This window comes from Streptomyces sp. NPDC052496 (assembly GCF_040679095.1).
Classification (GTDB): domain Bacteria; phylum Actinomycetota; class Actinomycetes; order Streptomycetales; family Streptomycetaceae; genus Streptomyces.
In genome coordinates, this window is record NZ_JBFAUH010000007.1 from 1 (window position 1) to 17,877 (window position 17,877).

Genomic DNA, 17,877 nt, shown 5'->3' on the forward strand with positions numbered 1-17,877 from the left:
CGCTCTGGGACGGCCGACGTCATCTCGTACCGCGACGTCCGTATCAAGCAACTGTCGGGCTACGGGGACGGCCCTCGACGGCCGCGGGGCGGGGCGGCGGGCGCGCGCCCGCCGCCCCGCCCTGGCGTCAGCGTATGTTGACGTCGATGCAGGCGTAGAACGCGTTGGAGGTGTCCGCGACGTTCCAGACGGCGAGCACCTTCTGCTTGCCCTTGATGCCCTGGAAGTTGACGTTGTGGGTGACGGTGGCGGGCGGCTTGGCCCCGTGGTCGTCGATCTCGGCGATCTTGCGGCCGCCGATGAAGTACTGCCAGGTGCTGGTGCGGTGCTGGGCCGTCAGCCGCCAGGTGAAGTTCTGGGAGCTGCCGACCGAGGTGGCCTTCCAGCCCTTGCTGTCGTCGTCCAGCTCCCGGAACCGGGCGTTGCCGCCGCTGCAGCTCTTGAGGCCCTTGGGCCCCTCGACGCTCTGCGGCTCCCACTTGATCTCGCCACAGGAGACGGTGCCCGCCGCACACTGCGCCTGACGGCTGGCCGGGGCGTTGACATAGCCGTGGGCGCTCGCCGAACTCGCGGGCAGGGTCACGACGAGAAGCGGAGCCAGCGCGGCGCCGACGGCCGTGGCGATCTTCCTCTTGCTGTGCATGTCGACTCCTTCACGGTGGGGCCCGGGGCGGCGCGGACGCGTCCCGGCGCTGCCGTGCGGTCCGTCCGGTCCGGTGGGCCCCGCTAGGGGGGTGGGGTGACGCGAAGGTGTGGTGCCGACGTGCGAGGACCGCGGCCGTCCCGGGGCGCAGTGCCGACTGCCTGGGGAAGGCCGGATTCCCGCTCGCCAATTGGTCTAGACTTTACTGATGGGCAGGCTCTGGTCAAGAGGGTGGACATCAACTCGCCCTGCCCCAGGCGCCACCCGCGCCCCACGCGCAGGCGTGCACTCAGACCTTGGGGATGTCGAAGTACCGGTTCATGTGGGCGGCCAGCCCCAGATCACCGGAGACCTTGATCCTGCGGGTGAGGACCATCGTCACCGGATTGCCGTTGCCCGACACCAGCCGCAGGAACTCCGCGTCGCCCAGGGTCAGCGTCAGCCGCGGCTCGGCCGTACCGGCGCCCTCACGGACCGAGCACACCCCGTCCGCGAGGACGGTCTCCCACACGGCCTCCCGCTCGCCGGTGATCCGCCAGCGGATCACCGCGTGCACCCCGGCCGCGGCGTCGGGACGGAACTGCCGCCCCATCCTGCCGAAGACCTCGCCGAGCACCCGGTCCCGCAGCTCGCCCCGCGCCAGCGCGGTGATCTCCCTGGCCGACAGCCCCTTCACGATCCGCGCGAACTCCTCGGGCGTGACGCTCGCGAAGTCGAGCTCGGCCAGCAACGCCCTGACGTCTCGGGCCACGGCACTCTCCTCGTCGCATGGTGGTCTCCCTGCATGGTGCCCCCGCGGCACCACGCGGCGCCCACCGGGTCCGGTACCCGGCGCGTCCCGGCTCCCCCACCGGCCACATCCGGCCGCCGGGGCCGCGGATCGCGCCGTTCCCCGGTCCGGACGGCCGCCACGGCGGTTGGCGGGCCGTCAGGCGGATACCCGTCGGCGGTACACCGCGCGGAGGCGGCCGTTCCGACGTACCCGCCTCTCCTCCCGCACAGCGCACCCGGCCAGCGGCCGCCGCCGTCCGCACGGCACACCGGCGGGAGGGGAGACACGTGCAAGGAGGAGCGTCACCATGTCCGGACACCGGACCGTCCGCCGCGCCGCCCTGGCCGCCGCCCTGTCGGCCTTCGCCGTCACCGCGCCCGCCGGATCGAGCGCCGTCGCGGCACCCGCCCCCGCACCGGCCGGCGACCGGGCCGAGGTGCCCACCCGTGCCGGCCGTACGGACTCGGCCGTCGACCGGGTCGCCGACTTCTACGGCAGCTACCTCGACGCCGTCACCGACGACGGGCGCGGCGCGCTGGCCCAGGCGCTGCGCGCCCACTACCTCACCCCCGAGCTGCGGGCCCGCCTGGCCAACTGGGAGCAGCGGGAGCACGCGGACGGCGTGTTACGCGCCCAGGACACCCCCACGGCCTGGCGCGTCGCGTACAACGACAGCGCCATGGGCCGCACCTGGACGCGGGTCCGCCTCACCTGGGGCAGCCCCGAACAGCCGCGCTACACCCACCTGCTCGTCACCTCCGACCTGAACACCCTGCGCATCTCCGACATCCAGCCGGACACCGGGCCGTAACCGCCGGTGCGCGGCCGGCGGGCGCGGCGACGGAGCGGCAGGGCCCCTGGCCTGCGGTGGGATAGGTTCGTCGGACATTCCGTTCACCTTGGAGGTCACAGGTATGCCCGTCGTTGTCGCCACGGTCAGGACGAAGCCCGGCGAGCTGGAGACGGCGCTCGACGTCTTCCGTTCGTACGCGCCCGCCGTCCACGAGGAGGACGGCTGCCTCCTGTACGCGGTCCACGCGGGAGAGGACCGGGTGGTCGTCGTGGAGAACTGGGCGGACGGCGCCGCGCTGGACGCCCACTCCCGGGGTGCCGCGCTGGCCGGGATCGCCGAGGGGGTGGGCGGCCTGCTCGCCGCGCCGATGGACGTCGCCGTCCTGGACGCCGTCCCGATGGGCGACCCGGGCAAATCCACGCTTTAGGCACACCCCACGGAGCGTCCTGCGCAAAAGGCAGGCAAATACTCCGTCAATTCGCCGTCAGCGAAAGCCCGTCATTTCGGACGTTCTGCATTTCCCGTCAGCGGCCACCGCCTCCCTCCGCGTGGCCGCTCGCGTCCGTATACCGCCCGAGCGGCCCGGCACCCCGTTAACCGGCCATTTTCGCGATCCTTCCGATCCCCCTTGCCGCGAGCGTGACCTGCCGCTTCGTGAGCCGGAATTCCCCGGGGAGGGGGCGGCGCCCGCGCGTGCACCGCCGTCCGGCCCCGCTGGTTGGCCGAATGTCCGCGCCTCGGTAAAAGGCCCGCCAACGCGTGTTCGCGTCAACTTGGAACCCTTGATCGACGACCGTTAGCATGGAAATGGTTGTCCGGGGCAACTAACTATCCGTCGTGCCCCGGAATCAAGGAGGAATCACCTATGCCCGACACCGCGCACGGCTTCCGCACCTACGTGGAGGAGAACCTCGACGCCCTGGGGACCGACCCCGGGCGCGTGGCGCTGGTGCACCAAGGGCGACGCGTCACCGCGGGTGAGTTCCGCGCCCTCGTGCACCGCACGGCCCGCGCCATGCGGGGTCAGGGCATAGACCGCGGCCAGACCGTCACACTGCTCAGCGGCAACCTGCCCGAGACGATCGCCGCCCGCTACGCCGCCAACCTCATCGGCTGCCGGGTCAACCACCTCTACAACAAGCTCTCGGCCGAGGTGCAGGCCACCATCGTCCAGGACGTGGAGACCAGCGCCCTGATCGTCGACCCCCGCTTCGACGACCGCGCCGCCGAGCTGACCGCGCTGGCGCCGGTGCCGACCGTACTGACCCTCGGCCCCGCGAAGGCCGGCGCCGACCTGCTGGAACTGGCCTCCGCCGAGAGCGACGAGCCGTTCCCGAGCCTCGCGCAGCCCGACGACATCTGCACCATCCGCCACACCGGCGGCACCACCGGCCACCCCAAGGGCATCTGCACCACCTACGGGCAGGTCCGCTCCTTCGTCGCCGACAACGACGAGGACGCCGGCGACGCCAAGGTCATCTGGCAGCGCCCCTCGGAGGAGGAGGCCGCCCGCCTGCTGGTGTGCACCACGCTGGCGCACGCGGGCGGCATGATGGCCGACGTGACCCTGCGCGAGGGCGGCCTCGTGGTGCTCCACGAGGACTTCGAGCCGGGCGAGGTGCTGGCCACCGTCGAGCGCGAGCGCATCACCCACCTGTTCCTGCTGCCGCCGCTGCTCTACCAGCTCACCGACCACCCGGCCGCGGCCACCACCGACACCTCCAGCCTGCGCTGCCTGACCTACGGCGGCTGCCAGTCCTCGCCCGCCCGCATCGCCGACGCGATCCGGCGCTTCGGCCCGGTGCTGGTCCAGTTCTACGGGCAGAACGAGGCCGGCGGGATCAGCGTGCTGCCCGCCGAGGAGCACGACCCGGACAACCTGGAGCGGCTGCGCTCCGCCGGCCGTGTCCTGCCCAACGTGGAGGTGGCGGTCCGCGACGAGAACGGCCGCGACCTGCCGCGCGGTGCGCACGGCGAGATCTGCATCCGCTCCGCGAGCATCATGCAGGGCTACTGGAAGCAGCCGGAGCTGACCGCCGAGGTGCTGCGCGACGGCTGGCTGCACACCGGCGACATCGGCTTCCTGGACGACGAGAACTACCTGACCATCGTCGACCGGATCAAGGACATGATCGTCGTGGTGGGCGGCCATGTGTACACCACCGAGCTGGAGGACCTCCTCAACACCCACCCGCAGGTCGCGCAGAGCGCCGTCTTCGGCGTACGCGACGAGGACCGGATGGAGCAGGTGTACGCCGCCGTGGTGCCCGCCGCCGGCGAGAGCGTGGACGAGGAGAGCCTGCGCACGATGGTGCGCGAGGCGCGCGGCGCGATGTACGAGCCGGCCCGTATCCAGTTCGTCGACGCGCTGCCGCTGACCGACGCCGGCAAGCCGGACAAGAAGAAGCTGCGCGAGCTCGCGACGAAGACGGCCGCCTGACCTCCGGCGCACGCCTTCCGGTCTCCGGGGCGTACGTCCTCCGGACCGGCCCCCGCCGCGTGACGGCGGGGGCCGGTCCTTCCCGCGCGGCTCTCCGTACGCCCGCGGGGCCCCGGAGGCAGCCACCCGGAGCAGCGCGCCATGCGTGCACACCACCTGCCGCCTACGCTCGGTACGCAGATCATCACCACGGGTGGCCCGGCCGGGCCGTCCGACCGCGAGCACAGGCACGGAGGCTCACCCATGCCGGAGCTGTTCATCGGAGGTCAGTGGACCGCCGCGGCCGACGGGGAGGTACGCGAGATCCGCTGCCCGGCGGACGGCACGCTGGTCGCCACCGTCGACGAGGCGGGCGGCGCGGACGCGGCCGCCGCCGTCACCGCGGCCCGCGCGGCGTTCGACGACGGGCCGTGGCCGCACACGCCGGCCGCGGAGCGCGGGGCGCTGCTGCTGCGGGTCGCCGCGCTGCTGGAGCGGGACAAGGACACGTACGCGCGTGCCGAGTCGCTGGACACCGGCAAGCGGTTCGTGGAGAGCCAGTACGACATGGACGACATCGCGAACTGCTTCCGCTACTTCGGCAACCTGGTCGCGGCCGGCAACGACGGCCGGGTGGTGGACACCGGGCAGCCGGAGGTCGACAGCCGGGTGGTGTACGAGCCGGTCGGCGTCTGCTCCCTGATCACGCCGTGGAACTACCCGCTGCTGCAGACCGCCTGGAAGGTGGCCCCGGCCGTCGGCGCGGGCGACACCTTCGTCCTCAAGCCCAGCGAGCTGACCCCGCACACCGCGATCCTGCTGATGCGGACGCTGACCGAGGCCGGGCTGCCGGACGGGGTGGCCAACCTGGTGCTGGGCGCGGGCGCCGCGGTCGGCGCGCCGCTGACCACCGACGAGCGGGTGGACCTGGTGTCCTTCACCGGCGGGCTGGTCACCGGGCGGAGCATCATGGCCGCCGCCGCGCCCACCGTGAAGAAGATCGCGCTGGAGCTGGGCGGCAAGAACCCCAACATCGTCTTCGCCGACACCGACGTCGACACCGCCGTGGACTACGCGCTGATGGCGGTGTTCCTGCACTCCGGGCAGGTCTGCTCGGCGGGCGCGCGGCTGCTGGTCGACGACGAGCTGCACGACGACTTCGTGGACGAGCTGGTGCGCCGGGCACGGGCGATCCGGCTGGGCGGGCCGTTCGACGAGGACGCCCGCAGCGGGCCGCTGATCTCCGCCCAGCACCGCGAGAAGGTGGAGAAGTACGTGGCGGCGGGCCTGGCCGAGGGCGCCGTACTGCGCTGCGGCGGCGCGCGTCCCGACGACGCGGCGCTGCGGGACGGCTTCTACTACCTGCCGACCGTGCTGGACGAGTGCTCCCCCGGCATGTCGGTGATCCGCGACGAATCGTTCGGTCCGGTGCTGACCGTGGAGCGGTTCCGCAACGAGGAGGAGGCCGTCGCGCTGGCCAACGACACCGTCTACGGGCTGGCCGCGGGCGTGTGGACGCAGAGCGCGGAGCGTGCGCACCGGGTGGCGGCCCGGCTGCGCGCCGGCACCGTGTGGATCAACGACTTCCATCCGTACGTCCCGCAGGCGGAGTGGGGCGGCATGAAGCAGTCCGGCATCGGGCGGGAGCTGGGCCCGGCCGGGCTCGGGGAGTACCAGGAGGCCAAGCACATCTGGCGCAACACCGCGCCCCGGCCGCAGCGGTGGTTCGAGTGACCGGCACCGGGCCGGCCGACGGCACCGACGCCGCCACCGACAGCTCCGACGACGAGTCGCTCGCGGAACTCGGCTACAAGCCCGAACTGAAACGCACCCTCGGCAACTTCCACACCTTCGCCGCCGGCATCAGCTACATCTCCATCCTCACCGGCACCTTCCAGCTCTTCTACTTCGGCGTCAACCACGGCGGGCCCGCCTACTGGTGGTCCTGGCCGATGGTCTTCTGCGGGCAGCTGATGGTGGCCCTGTGCTTCTGCGAGCTGGCCGCCCGCTACCCGGTGGCCGGTTCGGTCTACAACTGGTCCAAGCAGCTCGGCGGACCGCACGTGGGCTGGCTCGGCGGCTGGATGATGATGACGGCGACCATGGTGTCGCTGGCCGCCGTGGCGCTCGCCTACCAGGTCACGCTGCCGCAGATCTCCTCGTTCTTCCAGTTCATCGGCGACGGCAGCGGACAGACCGACCACGCCGCCAACGCGGTGCTCCTCGGCGCCGTCCTCATCATCTTCACGACGCTCATCAACGCCTTCGGCGTCAAGCTGATGGCCCAGATCAACTCCGCCGGCGTGGCCATCGAGCTGATCGCCGCGCTGGCTCTGATCGTGCTGCTGGCCGCGCACATCACCCGCCCGCCGAGCGCGGTGACCGAGACCTACGGGCTGGCGCAGGGGCAGTCGCTGGGCTACCTCGGCGCGTTCCTGACCGCGTCGCTCGCCTCCGCGTACGTCATGTACGGCTTCGACACGGCGTCGTCGCTCGGTGAGGAGTCCAAGGACCCCGGCCGCAACGCGCCGCGTGCGATCCTGCGGGCGCTGTTCGCCTCGTTCCTCATCGGCGGGCTGATCCTGCTGTTCGCGCTGCTGGCCACGCCCGACCTGCACGCCGAGGAGCTGTCCGTGGACGGCCTCCAGTACGTCGTGCTCAGCACCCTCGGCCCGACCATGGGCCAGATCATGCTGTGGTGCGTGGTCATCGCGATCACGGTGTGCGCGCTGGCCGTGCACACCGCCGGCATCCGGCTGGCGTTCGCCATGGCCCGGGACACCAACCTGCCGGCCGCCTCGCTGCTCGCCCGGGTCAGTCCGCGCTTCCAGACGCCGGTGGCGCCCGCGGTGATCATCGGGTGCATCGCGCTCTGCATCCTGCTGATCAACGTCAACCAGCCGCAGATCTTCTCGGTGATCACCAGCATCGCGATCATCATGATCTACGTCGCGTACCTGATGGTGACGGTGCCGCTGCTGGTACGGCGGCTGCGCGGCCAGTGGGAACCGGCCGAGGGGAAGTTCTCGCTGGGCAGGTTCGGGCTGCCGGTCAACATCCTCGCCGTGCTGTGGGGCACCGCGATGGCCACCAACCTCGCCTGGCCGCGCCCCGAGGTCTACAACGCGACCGGTCCGCAGCACTGGTACCTGCGCTGGGGCGCGTTCCTGTTCGTCGGGATCGTCGCCGTCGGCGGGTTCACGTACTACTGGTTCGTCCAGCGCAAACGCACCTGCGTGCTGGCCGGGCACGCGGCGGAGACCCCGGAGGACGCCGCGTCCTCCTGATCTCCCGGCCCGGGGCCGTCCCCTTCGAGACGTAAGGCGTCCGCGTACCGCGGGCGCCTTCGTCGTGCGGGTCCGCGGACGGCCCCACCCCTCTCCCTCCCCCCTGCCGAGAAGCGGAATGCCATGTTCCGCCAGCTCGGCGTACACCTGTACCGATCTGTGACACACATATCCGTTTCTCCAGGCAACCGATCATGCGGTGTCACCCGTCTGCATCTACGGCGGTTGCCTGCGACCGGTTCCGGGGGGCGGCGTGACCGCGCCGGAGGCCGGGCGCTGCCCGCCACAGCCTGTTGTGTTGCTTTGGAGGGAACCGCTCGTGCACGTCAGATCAGCCCGTCGCACCGTCCTGCTGTCCGCCACCCTGGTGGGAGCCGCGCTGCTGACCGCGTGCGGTGCGGACGGCGGCTCGCAGACGTCCGACAAGCCGGCGGCGAAGGTGACCGTGACCCCGGCGGCGGGCAGCAAGTCCGCCAAGCTGGGTTCTCCGATATCGGTGAAGGTCGACGGCGGCAGCCTGACCTCCGTCGAGGCCAAGGACGACAAGGGTGGCAAGGTCGAGGGCAAGCTGTCCGGCGACGGCTCGTCGTGGACCTCTGAGGGCAAGGTCAAGCCCGGCACCACCTACACCGTGCGGACGAAGACCAAGTCGGGTGACGGCAAGGAGTCGTCCGCCGACTCGTCCTTCACCACCGAGCAGGCCGACAAGGTCAACAAGCTCACCAACACCCCGTCGAACGGCATGACCGTCGGCACCGGCATGCCGATATCCATCCTCTTCGACCACCCGGTCGCCAAGGACCAGCGCGCCGAGATCCAGAAGGCCCTCAAGGTCACCACGCAGCCGCAGGTGGAGGGCGCCTGGGGCTGGGTCAAGGACTGGTCGGGCAAGGACCGCGTCGACTGGCGGCCCAAGACCTACTGGCCGTCCGGCACCAAGGTGTCCGTCAAGGGCAGCCTGGGCGGCATCAACTCCGGCAAGAGCGGCGGCTGGTTCGCGCGTGACTACGACTTCGGGTTCACCATCGGCGCGGACCACAAGGCCGTCATCGACGTCCCGTCGCACAGCATGACCCTGTACGAGAACGGCAAGCCCGTCGACACCATCCGGGGCTCCGCGGGCTCGCCGCAGGACCCGACCCGCGGCGGCGTGCACACCGTACGCAGCAAGAACGCGGCCGAGACGATGGACTCCTCCACCATCGGCCACGGCAGCGAGTGGATGCTGGACTCGAAGTGGGTGACCCACCTCACCGCGTCGGGCACCTTCCTGCACTCCGCGCCCTGGAACAAGTCGATCGGCGTGGTCAACAACAGCCACGGCTGCTTCGGCATGACCACCTCGGACGCCAAGCGGGCGTACGACTTCCTGACGATCGGCTCCACGGTCGAGGTGAAGAACACCTCCAGCACCAAGAAGACCGACGTCGGCAACGGCCTGGAGGTCTGGCAGGAGACCTGGGAGCAGTGGCAGCAGCGCAGCGCGGTGAAGTGACCGCCGCACGGCAGGGGCGCTCCGGCGCTTGAGTGTGCGAGCGTGAGGTGGGGCTCCCCCGGCGGCGGGGCGGGCCCCGCCTGCGGTTGCGGACGGGTTCGGACCACACCCCCGTGCCGGTCCGAACTGTCCGCCCCGCGTCACACCAGAGTCTTTGACTCAGGTGTGAAGAATAGAGGGTCCGGGCGGAGCGTGCCAGCCCACCGGGGCGGGAGCGCCCGTCCGCCCCGACCACCGGACCACTACAGTGGAAGTCTCACGTTTGGCCTTGAAGGGAGCGCGGCGCGATGGGGGACGAGGACCGCGGGCCGGTCAGCCTGGCCGAAAAGCTGGACCGGCTGTTCCAGGAACGAAGTCGTGAGCGGGGCAAATCGCTGTCCGCCAACGACGTCGCCACCGAGATAAACATCAGGGCCGGCGAGCAGGTGATCTCCGGCAACTACATCTGGCAGCTGCGCAAGGGCAGGAAGGACAATCCGACCAAGCGCCACATCGAAGCGCTGGCGGAGTACTTCGGCGTGCCCGCGGCGCACTTCCACGACCAGCAGGACACGGGCGCCAACGGCACCTCCGCCGACCGGCCAGGCCAGGCCCCGGAGCTGCTGGAGGCCATGCAGGACGCGGGGGTCATCGCGATGGCCGCGCGCTTCATGGACATGTCCGCCGAGTCCCGTACGGCCGTACTGGAGATGATCGACCGGGTGCGGAAGCTGGAAGGACTGCCGGACGTCGGCAGCGCCACGGGCAACGGGGCGGGAAATCCGGTGGGCAACAACGGGAGAAACCTGGCGTGACGCGCACCGGGACCGCGGCCGCCGGCGGGCCCGCGCACGACCCCGTCCGGGAGGGGCCATCCGGCGCTGCATGAGACTGGCACGTGTACCTTTCATGGCTGAGGCCGAAGGAGAGCACGCCATGAAGTTCACACGGCGACCGGACCGTGTGCTGGCCGACTGTTCGGACCGGCTGCGGGGCCTGCACATCCCGCGCCCCTTCGAGCTGGGTGCCTTCCTGGACCGGCTCGCCGAACAGCGCGGCCGCCCGATCCACCTGGAACCGCAGGTCACCCCGCCCGCCGGACCGTGCGGCCTGTGGATCGCCACGAAACGGGCCGATTACGTCTTCTACGACGCGGCCACCACCGCGCTGCACCGCGACCACATCGTGCTGCACGAGGTCGGCCACATGCTCAGCGGCCACTCCAACCTGCTCTCCGGGGAGGTCGCCCAGGCCCTGGTACCGGACCTCGACCCCGGCTCGGTCGAATCCGTCCTCGGGCGCAGCCACTACAGCGACCAGGACGAGCAGGAGGCCGAGATGCTCGCCTCCCTGATCCTGCGGCGCGCCGACCGCACCCCCGCCCGCCGCCCGGCGACGTCCCAGCAGGCCGAGGTCCTCAGCCGCATGGACGACGTCTTCGGCTCTCCCAAGCGACGGTAGACACCCCCGATGGTCAACGTTCTCTTCCTCTCCATAGCCGCCGTCCTGCTGCTGGCCGCCGCGTACAAGGCACGGCCGCTGCTGCGCCGGCCGCGGCCGCGGGGCCTGGGTGCCCTGTGCGGGTTCCTGACCGGGCTGGGCGCCTCCCTGGTGTTCCTGACACCGGCCGTCGGCGACGCGCTGAGCGTGGTCACGCCCAAGCTGGGCCGGCTGCTGGGCAACTGCAGCACGCTCGCCGCCGCCACCTGCATCTCGATCCTGCTGCTGCGCTTCAACGAGGAACCGGCGGACGCGGACCGCAAGGCGCGCCACCGGCTCGTCTCGCTGGGCGTCGTCCTGGCCGCGATGGCCGTCCTCTTCTTCGCCTCACCGGTGGACGACGCCCCCGGCGCCCCCACCTTCGGCGAGCTGCCGCGCACCGAGCCGCTGCTCAACATCTACGTCCTGGTGTTCACCGCGCACCTCGGCGCGGCCGTCGTCGACCTGCTGCGCCAGGCCCTGCGCTACTCCCGGCACGCGCCGCGCACCAGCCTGCGCTACGGGCTGCGCGTCATCGCCGCCGGCTGCGCGCTCGGCATGGTCTACATCGCGTACAAGATCGTCCATGTCGTCGGGCTGTGGACCGACGCCGCCTGGCTGCCGCCCGAGCAGCTGTGCAGCTCCCTGGTGACGCCCGCGACCTGCACGTTCAGCGTCGGGCTGCCCGCCGTCTGCAGCCTGCTGCTCGTCATCGGCGTCCTGCTGCCCGCCGTCGGTCCGGCGCTGGCCCGGCCCTGGCGGCGGCTGCGGCTGTGGCGGCTGCACCGCGGCCTGCACCCGCTGTGGGCCGCGCTGTCCGCGGCGGTGCCGGAGATCCAGCTGACCGCCACCGAGAACCGGTACGCGGCGCCCGACCCCGAGTTCCGGCTCTACCGCCGCGTGATCGAGATACGCGACGGCATGCTGGCGCTGCGCCCGCACCGCAGCGACGGCGTACGCCGCGCCGCCGAGGAACGGCTGCGCGCCGACGGGGCCGACGCCCGGGAGCTGGACGCCGGTGTCGAGGCGGCGGTGCTGATCGCGGCGCTGGAGTCGCGGCGCGGCGGTGGCGCCCCGGCCCACCCGGTCAGCGCCGAGGACGCCACCCTGACCCGTCCCGAACTGACCAACCTGATCGACGAGGCCCGCTGGCTGCGCCGGGTCTCGCACGCCTTCGTGGCGGCCGGCGCCGGTCCCGCGCCGGCCGAACCGTCCCGGCCCGCCGCAGGAATCTGAGGTCTCACGTGAGCCACCCCCTGGAGTCACCGGAGTTCTTCCGCGACCCGTACCCGCTGCTCGCCGCACTGCGCGAGCGCGGCCCCGTCCAGCGGGTACGGTCCGGGCCGCACGGCGCGACCTGGCTGGTCACCGGGTGGGCCGAGGCCCGTACCGCGATGGCGGAGCCCCGGCTCTCCAAGGACACCACCCGCTACTTCGCGGACAAGCCGTCCACGCGCGACCTGGCCCCCGCCGTCAGCGCCACCATGCTCGCCACCGACCCGCCGGACCACACCCGGCTGCGCAGGCTGGCCGTCAAGGCGTTCACCCCGGCCGCGGTGGCCCGCCTGGAGCCGCGCATCGCGGAGACCGCGGACGCCCTGCTGGAGCGGATGGCCGCGCGCGGCGGCACCGCCGACCTCGTGGAGGACTTCGCCGTACCGCTGCCCATCGAGGTGATCAGCGATCTGCTCGGCGTCCCGCGCGCGGACCGGGCCGCGCTGCGCCGCTGGTCCAACGACCTGTTCGCGGCCGGTGCCCCGGACACCATCGACGCCGCCTCGCACGCGATCAGCGACTACATGACGGAGCTGATCGCCGGGAAGCGGGCCGCCGCGGCCGGTGGCAGCGGCGGCCCGGACCCTGACCTGCTGTCCGGCCTGATCGCCGCGCGCGACGAAGGCGACCAGCTCAGCGAGTTCGAGCTGGTCTCGCTGGCCGTCCTCCTGGTCGTCGCCGGTCATGAGACCACGACCAGCCTGATCGGCAACGGCGCGCTCGCGCTCCTGCGGGACGACGCGCTCCGTACGCGGCTGCGGCAGGACCCCGCGCTCGTCCCGGACGCCGTGGAGGAGCTGCTGCGCCACGACTCCCCCATCACCACGGCCACCTTCCGGTACGCGGCCGAACCGCTCACCCTCGGCGGCGCCGAGATCGCCGCGGGCGACGTGGTCCTGGTCTCACCGGGCGCCGCCAACCGCGACCCCGCCCGCTTCGCCGACCCCGACACCCTCGCGCTCGGCCGCTCCGCCGGGCACCTCTCCTTCGGCCACGGCCCGCACCACTGCCTCGGCGCCCCGCTGGCCCGCCTGGAAGGCCGGATCGCCTTCCAGGCGCTGCTCACCCGCTTCCCTGACCTGCGCCTGGCCGTGCCGCCCGCCGAGCTCCAGTGGCGCCACACCCGTCTGATGCGCGGTCTGGCCCACCTGCCGGTGGTCTGCACGCCCTGACGCCTGGGGCCTCACTCCCCCGCGACGAACCGTTCCACCGCGCGGCAGACCGCGGCCGTGTGGTCGGCGAGGTAGAAGTGGCCGCCGGCGAAGGTCTCCTCGCGGTACTCGCCGAGGGTGTGGGCCTTCCAGGCAGCCGCTTCCTCGCGGGTCACGCGGGGGTCCGCGTCGCCGGTGAGGCACAGGAGCGGGATGTCGAGCACGGCGTCGGCGGCGGGCCGGTACAGCTCGATCGCGCGGTAGTCGTTGCGGATCGCCGGCAGGATCAGCCCGACGATGTCCGGGTCGTCGAGGAGCTGGCTGTGGGTGCCGTCCAGCCTGCCGACCTCGGCGAGGAGTTCCTCGTCGGTGGCCAGGTGGAGGTGCCGCTCGGGGCGGAACATCGAGGGCGCGCGCCGGCCGGAGACGACGAGCCGGCGGGGCGCCGGCCGGCCGAGGTCCGCGAGCCGCCGGGCGGTCTCGAAGGCGACGGACGCGCCCATGCTGTGCCCGAACAGCACCAGCGGAGTGGTGTCGTGGGGGTTCAGACAGCCGACGATCTCATCGGCGAGCCCTTCCACCGAGGTGACGAACGGGTCGTTCCACCGGTCCTGGCGGCCCGGGTACTGGATCGCCGAGACGTCGAAGTGTTCGCCGAGATGCGCGGCGAACGGCCGGTAGTACGAGGCGGATCCCCCGGCGTGCGGGAAGAAGATGAGGTGGGCGGCGGGTCGCGGCCCCCGGCGTACGTCCCGTATCCAGGTGTTCTTCCCCGTCATGTGCGCGTGCTCCTGTGCTGGTGGGCCGATGGTCGTCCTTCATACGCGTGGTCCGGCCACCGGGCCGGACCACGCGGACGTACCAAGGATGACCGGTCCGGGGCGGATCGGGCCAGCGGCAATGTGATCAAGAAGGTGCGAGGTACGTCCGCGGGAGTCCGGACCTCACCGTGCCAGCGCCGCGGCCCCCTGCGCCGCCTGTTCGGCGGCGCGGGCCCGTGCCGCGGCCGCCTGGGCGGTCTCGCCGAGCCGGTCGGCGAGGCGGGCCTGGGCCAGCCAGTTGTAGGGGCAGACCGGGCGCAGGCCGATGCGCTCGCTGAGCAGGGTGCGGGCCGTGTCGTCGCGTCCGGCGCGCAGTGCGGCCTCCAGCAGGGTCTTCTGTACGGCGTCCCGCTGGGCGTGGCTGCCGCCGAAGGTGTGCAGGCGGTAGCGGACGGGGGTGAGGAGGTCGACGGCGTGGTCGTACCTGCCCTGCCCGTAGGCGATCAGGGCGCGGCAGACGGGCAGGCCGATGCCGGCGGTCATGACGGTGTTGGACAGGTGGGGGCGGGCCTGCGCGAGCCATGCCTCCCGCTCCCCGACGAGGCGTTCGGCGTCGGGGATGCGGTCGGCGCCGACGTACGCCATGACGGCGTGCACGTCGTTGAAGGCGTAGTACGGCGGGTCCTGGCGGGCCGCCCAGGCGTCGGCGAGGCGGTTCCAGCGGGGGCCGGCGTCGCGGTCGGCCAGCAGGAGCCGCCACAGGAGGGCCGAGGCGTCGAGGAGTTCCATGGCCAGGCCCGGGGACTTCTCGTGGTGCAGTACGGCGTCGTAGATCTCCAGCGCGCGGCCGGTGTCGCCGGCTTCCAGGGCGTAGAGGCAGTAGTGCCACCAGTTGTGGACGTTCAGGTAGTTGCCGGCGGCCCAGTCCTCCATGCGGGCGTCCAGGAAACGGATGCCCTGCGCGAACTGCCCCTGCATCTCGTACGTGTGCACGACCGCGTGGATGCCCCACACGTCGCGGGGGTTGCGCTCGACGGCGGCCAGGCCGGTCTCCTGCGAGCGGGTGTAGTGGCCGGTCTCCTCCAGGCCGAAGGCGTACATGCCCAGGAGGTGGCCGTAGTGCGGGTCGTCCTCGGGCCAGGCGGTGAGCGCGCCGCCGACGCGGTCGCGCAGCCGGGCGGCGTCGCCGGTGAGGAAGTCGATCTGGTGGCCGACGGCGAGGGCGAGGGCGTCGCGCGGGAAGGCGACGGTCAGCTCGCCGAGCACGTCTCCGGCGCGGTGGATGTCGCCGTTCAGCCAGGAGGTGGCGGCGGCGATGTGCATCCGCTCGCGGTCGGTCGGCCTGCCGGCGCGTACACAGTCCGCGAAGCCGCAGAACGCCTCCTTCGCGGCGGTGGCGTCCTTCGCCTCGGTGCCGAGCAGGCCGAGGTAGGCGGCGAGGACGTTGCCCATGACCGACTTCGGGGCGGCCGCCAGGACCGCCTGCGACGCGGTGGCGACCTCGCCGCGGAAGAAGAGCAGTTCGCTCAGCGCGTTCTCGTAGTGGGACACGGCTTCCGCGCTGGTCCCTGACATCGTGTGACCGTGCCGGTCACTGACCGTTCGCGGCATCATCGGCTCCTCACGGCACTCTGGCGCCACTGAGTCCCCCGCCTTACCTTGTCGGCGGCAGGAATTCTGTTCGATCACCTTGTCATGTCCTGGACTTGAGACCACAGACAGATCACAGACAAGAGGTGCGCCTTGTTCCTTCCCCACAGACCGGCCCGCCCATACCGCGGCAGGGCCGGCAGACTGGGTGTTCTCACCCTCCTCCTCGGCGTCCTGGCCTCCGTCGCCGCCGGCCCCGCCCGCGCGGCCCCCGACGCCGCGCCCGCGGTCCGGCCTCCGCTCGTCCGGCCCGTCGACCCGCAGAACTGGCGCAATCCCGACGACATGACGTGGGCCGAATACCGCCCGGTCCCCGGGACGAACTGGGCCGACCCGGCCGTCAAGCCCTCCACACGCATGTTCAAGGGCGCGCTCGTGCTGCTGGACTACCCGGACGAGGAGTTCAGCGTCAGCAAGCCCGCCGGATCGTCGGTCTTCGGCAACCCGCAGCCCAGCGCCCACGACATCCCCCGCGCGCAGGTGCCCGCGTTCTACCGGGACTTCCTGAACAAGCCGGGCAAGCTCAACCACGGCCACACCATCAACGAGTACTGGATGGAGGACTCCGGCGGCCGGCTCGGCGTCGAGCTGACGTCGTTCGGTGTCTACCGGATGCCCTTCAAGTCCTACCAGTACGGCATCGAGCCGTCCATGAACCCGGGCGCCTGCCCCGTCGGCGACAGCTGCGGCAAGAACATCCGCACCGACGGCAAGGCCGCCTGGACCGCCGACGTGGGCGACGCGGAGACCAAGAAGTACGACTTCATCTTCTACCTGACCGCGGGCCAGGACGAGTCCGCCGCCTGGCAGGAGTTCGGCCAGATGAAGTTCGCCTCGCCGCAGGACGTACCGGCGGCGTTCGGGCCGCCCTCCCCGATCCAGGGCGGCGGCAACGCGGCCCGCACCCGCTACGTGCCGTGGACCTCCTGGAAGGCCGCCGCCCGCATCTGGCCCAACGCCGAGTCCGGCTCCTCCACCCAGGCCGAGAGCTCCGGCATGGCCGTGTACGCGCACGAGTTCAGCCACATCCTGGGCATCGCGGACAACTACAACAACCCGTACGGCACACCCGTGCGCCGCGCCTACACCGGCATCTGGAGCATGCTCTCGCGCGGCTCCTTCAACGGGCCGGGAGGCCCGCACACCCGCTGGCAGATACCGGCCGCCAACGGCGCCTCGATGGGCTCGCAGCACGTCCTGCGCGACAAGCTCAAGCTCGGCATCGTCGACGGGAAGAACGTGCTGCGCCTGGACCGGGACGCGCTGAAGACGTCCGGGGTCGCCGTCGCCCGGGTCACCGCGCGCTCCGCGCCGCCCGGCGCCAAGGGCCTGTCCGGCGTGAACATCACCATGGGCCGGGACCTGGCGGCGCCCTGCTCCACCAGCACCGACCCGCTGTGCGACGGCGGCGGTTACGACAATTACACGGTCGAGGTCGTCGACCGGATGGGCATGGACTCCTTCACCCCGGACCACGGGGTACTGCTCTCCAAGACCAAGAACGCGGACCGGGCCCCGTTCGCCTGGGTGATCGACGCCCACCCGGAGGACATCCGCATGGTGGACTTCCGGCGCCCCGACGGCACCCCGCAGATGATCACCATGGGTGACTACCGGCAGCTCAGCGACGCGCTGTTCCACGCGGGCGCGGACTCCGGCAGCGCGTACGAGTACGTCGACCGGGCCAACCGCCTGCACTTCTACGTCCTGGACATCCAGCGGGACGAGAAGGGCGTGCTGAGCTACACCGTCGCCGTCCGCTCCCTGGACGGCGCGGGCCCGCAGCGCCGCGGCGTGCAGCTGCGGCACGGCACGGCGCACGGCAAGCCCGCCAAGGGCCGGGCGGTGTGCACCTTCCCGCTGACCAACACCGGCCGCCCCGGGGGCGGGGGCGCGCACCTGGACTCCGACGTGTACCGGCTCTCGGCCGCCGCCACCGGCCGCGGCTGGTCCGCCTGGCTGCCGAACCGGCTCGCCACCGCGAAGTCCGGCAGCACGGTGAGCGTCCCGGTGGCCGTCACGGCGGAGCCGGGCGCCGCCCGGCACGGCCGCGTGGTCCTGAAGGCCCGCTCCGAGAGCGATCCGCGCAAGTCCGTCCAGGCCACCTGCGCGCCGGGACGCTGACCGGCCGGTCCACCGATCCGGCGTACGGGCCGTGCCGCTCACCCGGGGT

15 protein-coding genes are annotated in these 17,877 nt (G+C 72.0%); 11 read left to right on the forward strand and 4 right to left on the reverse strand.

What is annotated here, in order from left to right; all coding sequences use genetic code 11:
* Positions 1-127: 127 nt before the first annotated feature.
* Both AB0L45_RS11700 and AB0L45_RS11705 read right to left on the reverse strand, forming a co-directional pair.
* Positions 128-643, reverse strand: a complete 516-nt coding sequence (locus AB0L45_RS11700; protein WP_365838599.1) for a lytic polysaccharide monooxygenase auxiliary activity family 9 protein — start codon at positions 641-643, stop codon at positions 128-130.
* A gap of 289 nt (positions 644-932) precedes the next feature.
* Positions 933-1,394, reverse strand: coding sequence for an SCP2 sterol-binding domain-containing protein (locus tag AB0L45_RS11705; RefSeq protein ID WP_365838601.1), 462 nt, complete (start codon positions 1,392-1,394; stop codon positions 933-935).
* A gap of 328 nt (positions 1,395-1,722) precedes the next feature.
* Between AB0L45_RS11705 and AB0L45_RS11710 the strand changes: the two genes are divergently transcribed.
* The 10 genes from AB0L45_RS11710 to AB0L45_RS11755 all read left to right on the forward strand — a co-directional run bounded on the left by AB0L45_RS11710 (position 1,723) and on the right by AB0L45_RS11755 (position 13,314).
* Positions 1,723-2,226 carry a hypothetical protein gene (locus tag AB0L45_RS11710; RefSeq protein WP_365838603.1) on the forward strand — a complete coding sequence of 168 codons (504 nt, stop codon included), beginning with the start codon at positions 1,723-1,725 and terminating at the stop codon, positions 2,224-2,226.
* A gap of 103 nt (positions 2,227-2,329) precedes the next feature.
* The gene (locus AB0L45_RS11715) at positions 2,330-2,635 is read left to right on the forward strand and encodes a putative quinol monooxygenase (RefSeq protein WP_365838605.1); all 306 of its coding nucleotides are present in this window, start codon (positions 2,330-2,332) and stop codon (positions 2,633-2,635) included.
* A 438-nt stretch (positions 2,636-3,073) separates the two neighbouring features.
* Positions 3,074-4,648: an AMP-binding protein gene (locus tag AB0L45_RS11720; protein ID WP_365838607.1), complete on the forward strand. Its 1,575-nt coding sequence runs from the start codon at positions 3,074-3,076 to the stop codon at positions 4,646-4,648.
* A 243-nt stretch (positions 4,649-4,891) separates the two neighbouring features.
* Positions 4,892-6,361: an aldehyde dehydrogenase family protein gene (locus tag AB0L45_RS11725; protein WP_365838609.1), complete on the forward strand. Its 1,470-nt coding sequence runs from the start codon at positions 4,892-4,894 to the stop codon at positions 6,359-6,361.
* Positions 6,349-7,914, forward strand: a complete 1,566-nt coding sequence (locus AB0L45_RS11730) for an amino acid permease (RefSeq protein WP_365838611.1) — start codon at positions 6,349-6,351, stop codon at positions 7,912-7,914. The genes AB0L45_RS11725 and AB0L45_RS11730 overlap by 13 nt, the downstream gene beginning before the upstream one ends.
* Positions 7,915-8,233: 319 nt before the next feature.
* Positions 8,234-9,409 carry an Ig-like domain-containing protein gene (locus AB0L45_RS11735; protein ID WP_365838613.1) on the forward strand — a complete coding sequence of 392 codons (1,176 nt, stop codon included), beginning with the start codon at positions 8,234-8,236 and terminating at the stop codon, positions 9,407-9,409.
* A 287-nt stretch (positions 9,410-9,696) separates the two neighbouring features.
* Positions 9,697-10,203: an XRE family transcriptional regulator gene (locus tag AB0L45_RS11740; protein ID WP_365838615.1), complete on the forward strand. Its 507-nt coding sequence runs from the start codon at positions 9,697-9,699 to the stop codon at positions 10,201-10,203.
* Positions 10,204-10,324: 121 nt separating this feature from the next.
* Positions 10,325-10,849: a hypothetical protein gene (locus tag AB0L45_RS11745; protein WP_365838617.1), complete on the forward strand. Its 525-nt coding sequence runs from the start codon at positions 10,325-10,327 to the stop codon at positions 10,847-10,849.
* A gap of 9 nt (positions 10,850-10,858) precedes the next feature.
* Complete coding sequence (locus AB0L45_RS11750; RefSeq protein ID WP_365838619.1) at positions 10,859-12,103, forward strand: MAB_1171c family putative transporter; 1,245 nt, start codon at positions 10,859-10,861, stop codon at positions 12,101-12,103.
* 8 nt (positions 12,104-12,111) lie between these two features.
* Entirely contained in the window at positions 12,112-13,314 is a 1,203-nt protein-coding gene (locus AB0L45_RS11755) for a cytochrome P450 (protein ID WP_365838621.1), read from the forward strand.
* Between the two features lie 11 nt (positions 13,315-13,325).
* Here AB0L45_RS11755 and AB0L45_RS11760 read toward each other — a convergent pair whose 3' ends face one another.
* Together AB0L45_RS11760 and AB0L45_RS11765 are read right to left on the reverse strand one after the other, a co-directional pair.
* A complete protein-coding gene (locus AB0L45_RS11760) occupies positions 13,326-14,072 on the reverse strand; it encodes an alpha/beta fold hydrolase (RefSeq protein WP_365838623.1) in 747 nt (248 codons plus the stop codon).
* Between the two features lie 165 nt (positions 14,073-14,237).
* Complete coding sequence (locus tag AB0L45_RS11765; protein WP_365838625.1) at positions 14,238-15,629, reverse strand: tetratricopeptide repeat protein; 1,392 nt, start codon at positions 15,627-15,629, stop codon at positions 14,238-14,240.
* Between the two features lie 168 nt (positions 15,630-15,797).
* Between AB0L45_RS11765 and AB0L45_RS11770 the strand changes: the two genes are divergently transcribed.
* Positions 15,798-17,828: a M6 family metalloprotease domain-containing protein gene (locus AB0L45_RS11770; protein ID WP_365838627.1), complete on the forward strand. Its 2,031-nt coding sequence runs from the start codon at positions 15,798-15,800 to the stop codon at positions 17,826-17,828.
* Positions 17,829-17,877 lie beyond the last annotated feature (49 nt).

Bases quoted from the DNA above. Each gene is read 5' to 3' on its own strand.
- AB0L45_RS11715 (WP_365838605.1), top strand. From the start codon at position 2,330: ATGCCCGTCGTTGTCGCCACGGTCAGGACGAAGCCCGGCGAGCTGGAG.
- AB0L45_RS11765 (WP_365838625.1), bottom strand. From the start codon at position 15,629: ATGTCAGGGACCAGCGCGGAAGCCGTGTCCCACTACGAGAACGCGCTG.
- AB0L45_RS11725 (WP_365838609.1), top strand. From the start codon at position 4,892: ATGCCGGAGCTGTTCATCGGAGGTCAGTGGACCGCCGCGGCCGACGGG.
- AB0L45_RS11750 (WP_365838619.1), top strand. From the start codon at position 10,859: ATGGTCAACGTTCTCTTCCTCTCCATAGCCGCCGTCCTGCTGCTGGCC.
- AB0L45_RS11760 (WP_365838623.1), bottom strand. From the start codon at position 14,072: ATGACGGGGAAGAACACCTGGATACGGGACGTACGCCGGGGGCCGCGA.
- AB0L45_RS11740 (WP_365838615.1), top strand. From the start codon at position 9,697: ATGGGGGACGAGGACCGCGGGCCGGTCAGCCTGGCCGAAAAGCTGGAC.
- AB0L45_RS11745 (WP_365838617.1), top strand. From the start codon at position 10,325: ATGAAGTTCACACGGCGACCGGACCGTGTGCTGGCCGACTGTTCGGAC.
- AB0L45_RS11700 (WP_365838599.1), bottom strand. From the start codon at position 643: ATGCACAGCAAGAGGAAGATCGCCACGGCCGTCGGCGCCGCGCTGGCT.
- AB0L45_RS11710 (WP_365838603.1), top strand. From the start codon at position 1,723: ATGTCCGGACACCGGACCGTCCGCCGCGCCGCCCTGGCCGCCGCCCTG.
- AB0L45_RS11720 (WP_365838607.1), top strand. From the start codon at position 3,074: ATGCCCGACACCGCGCACGGCTTCCGCACCTACGTGGAGGAGAACCTC.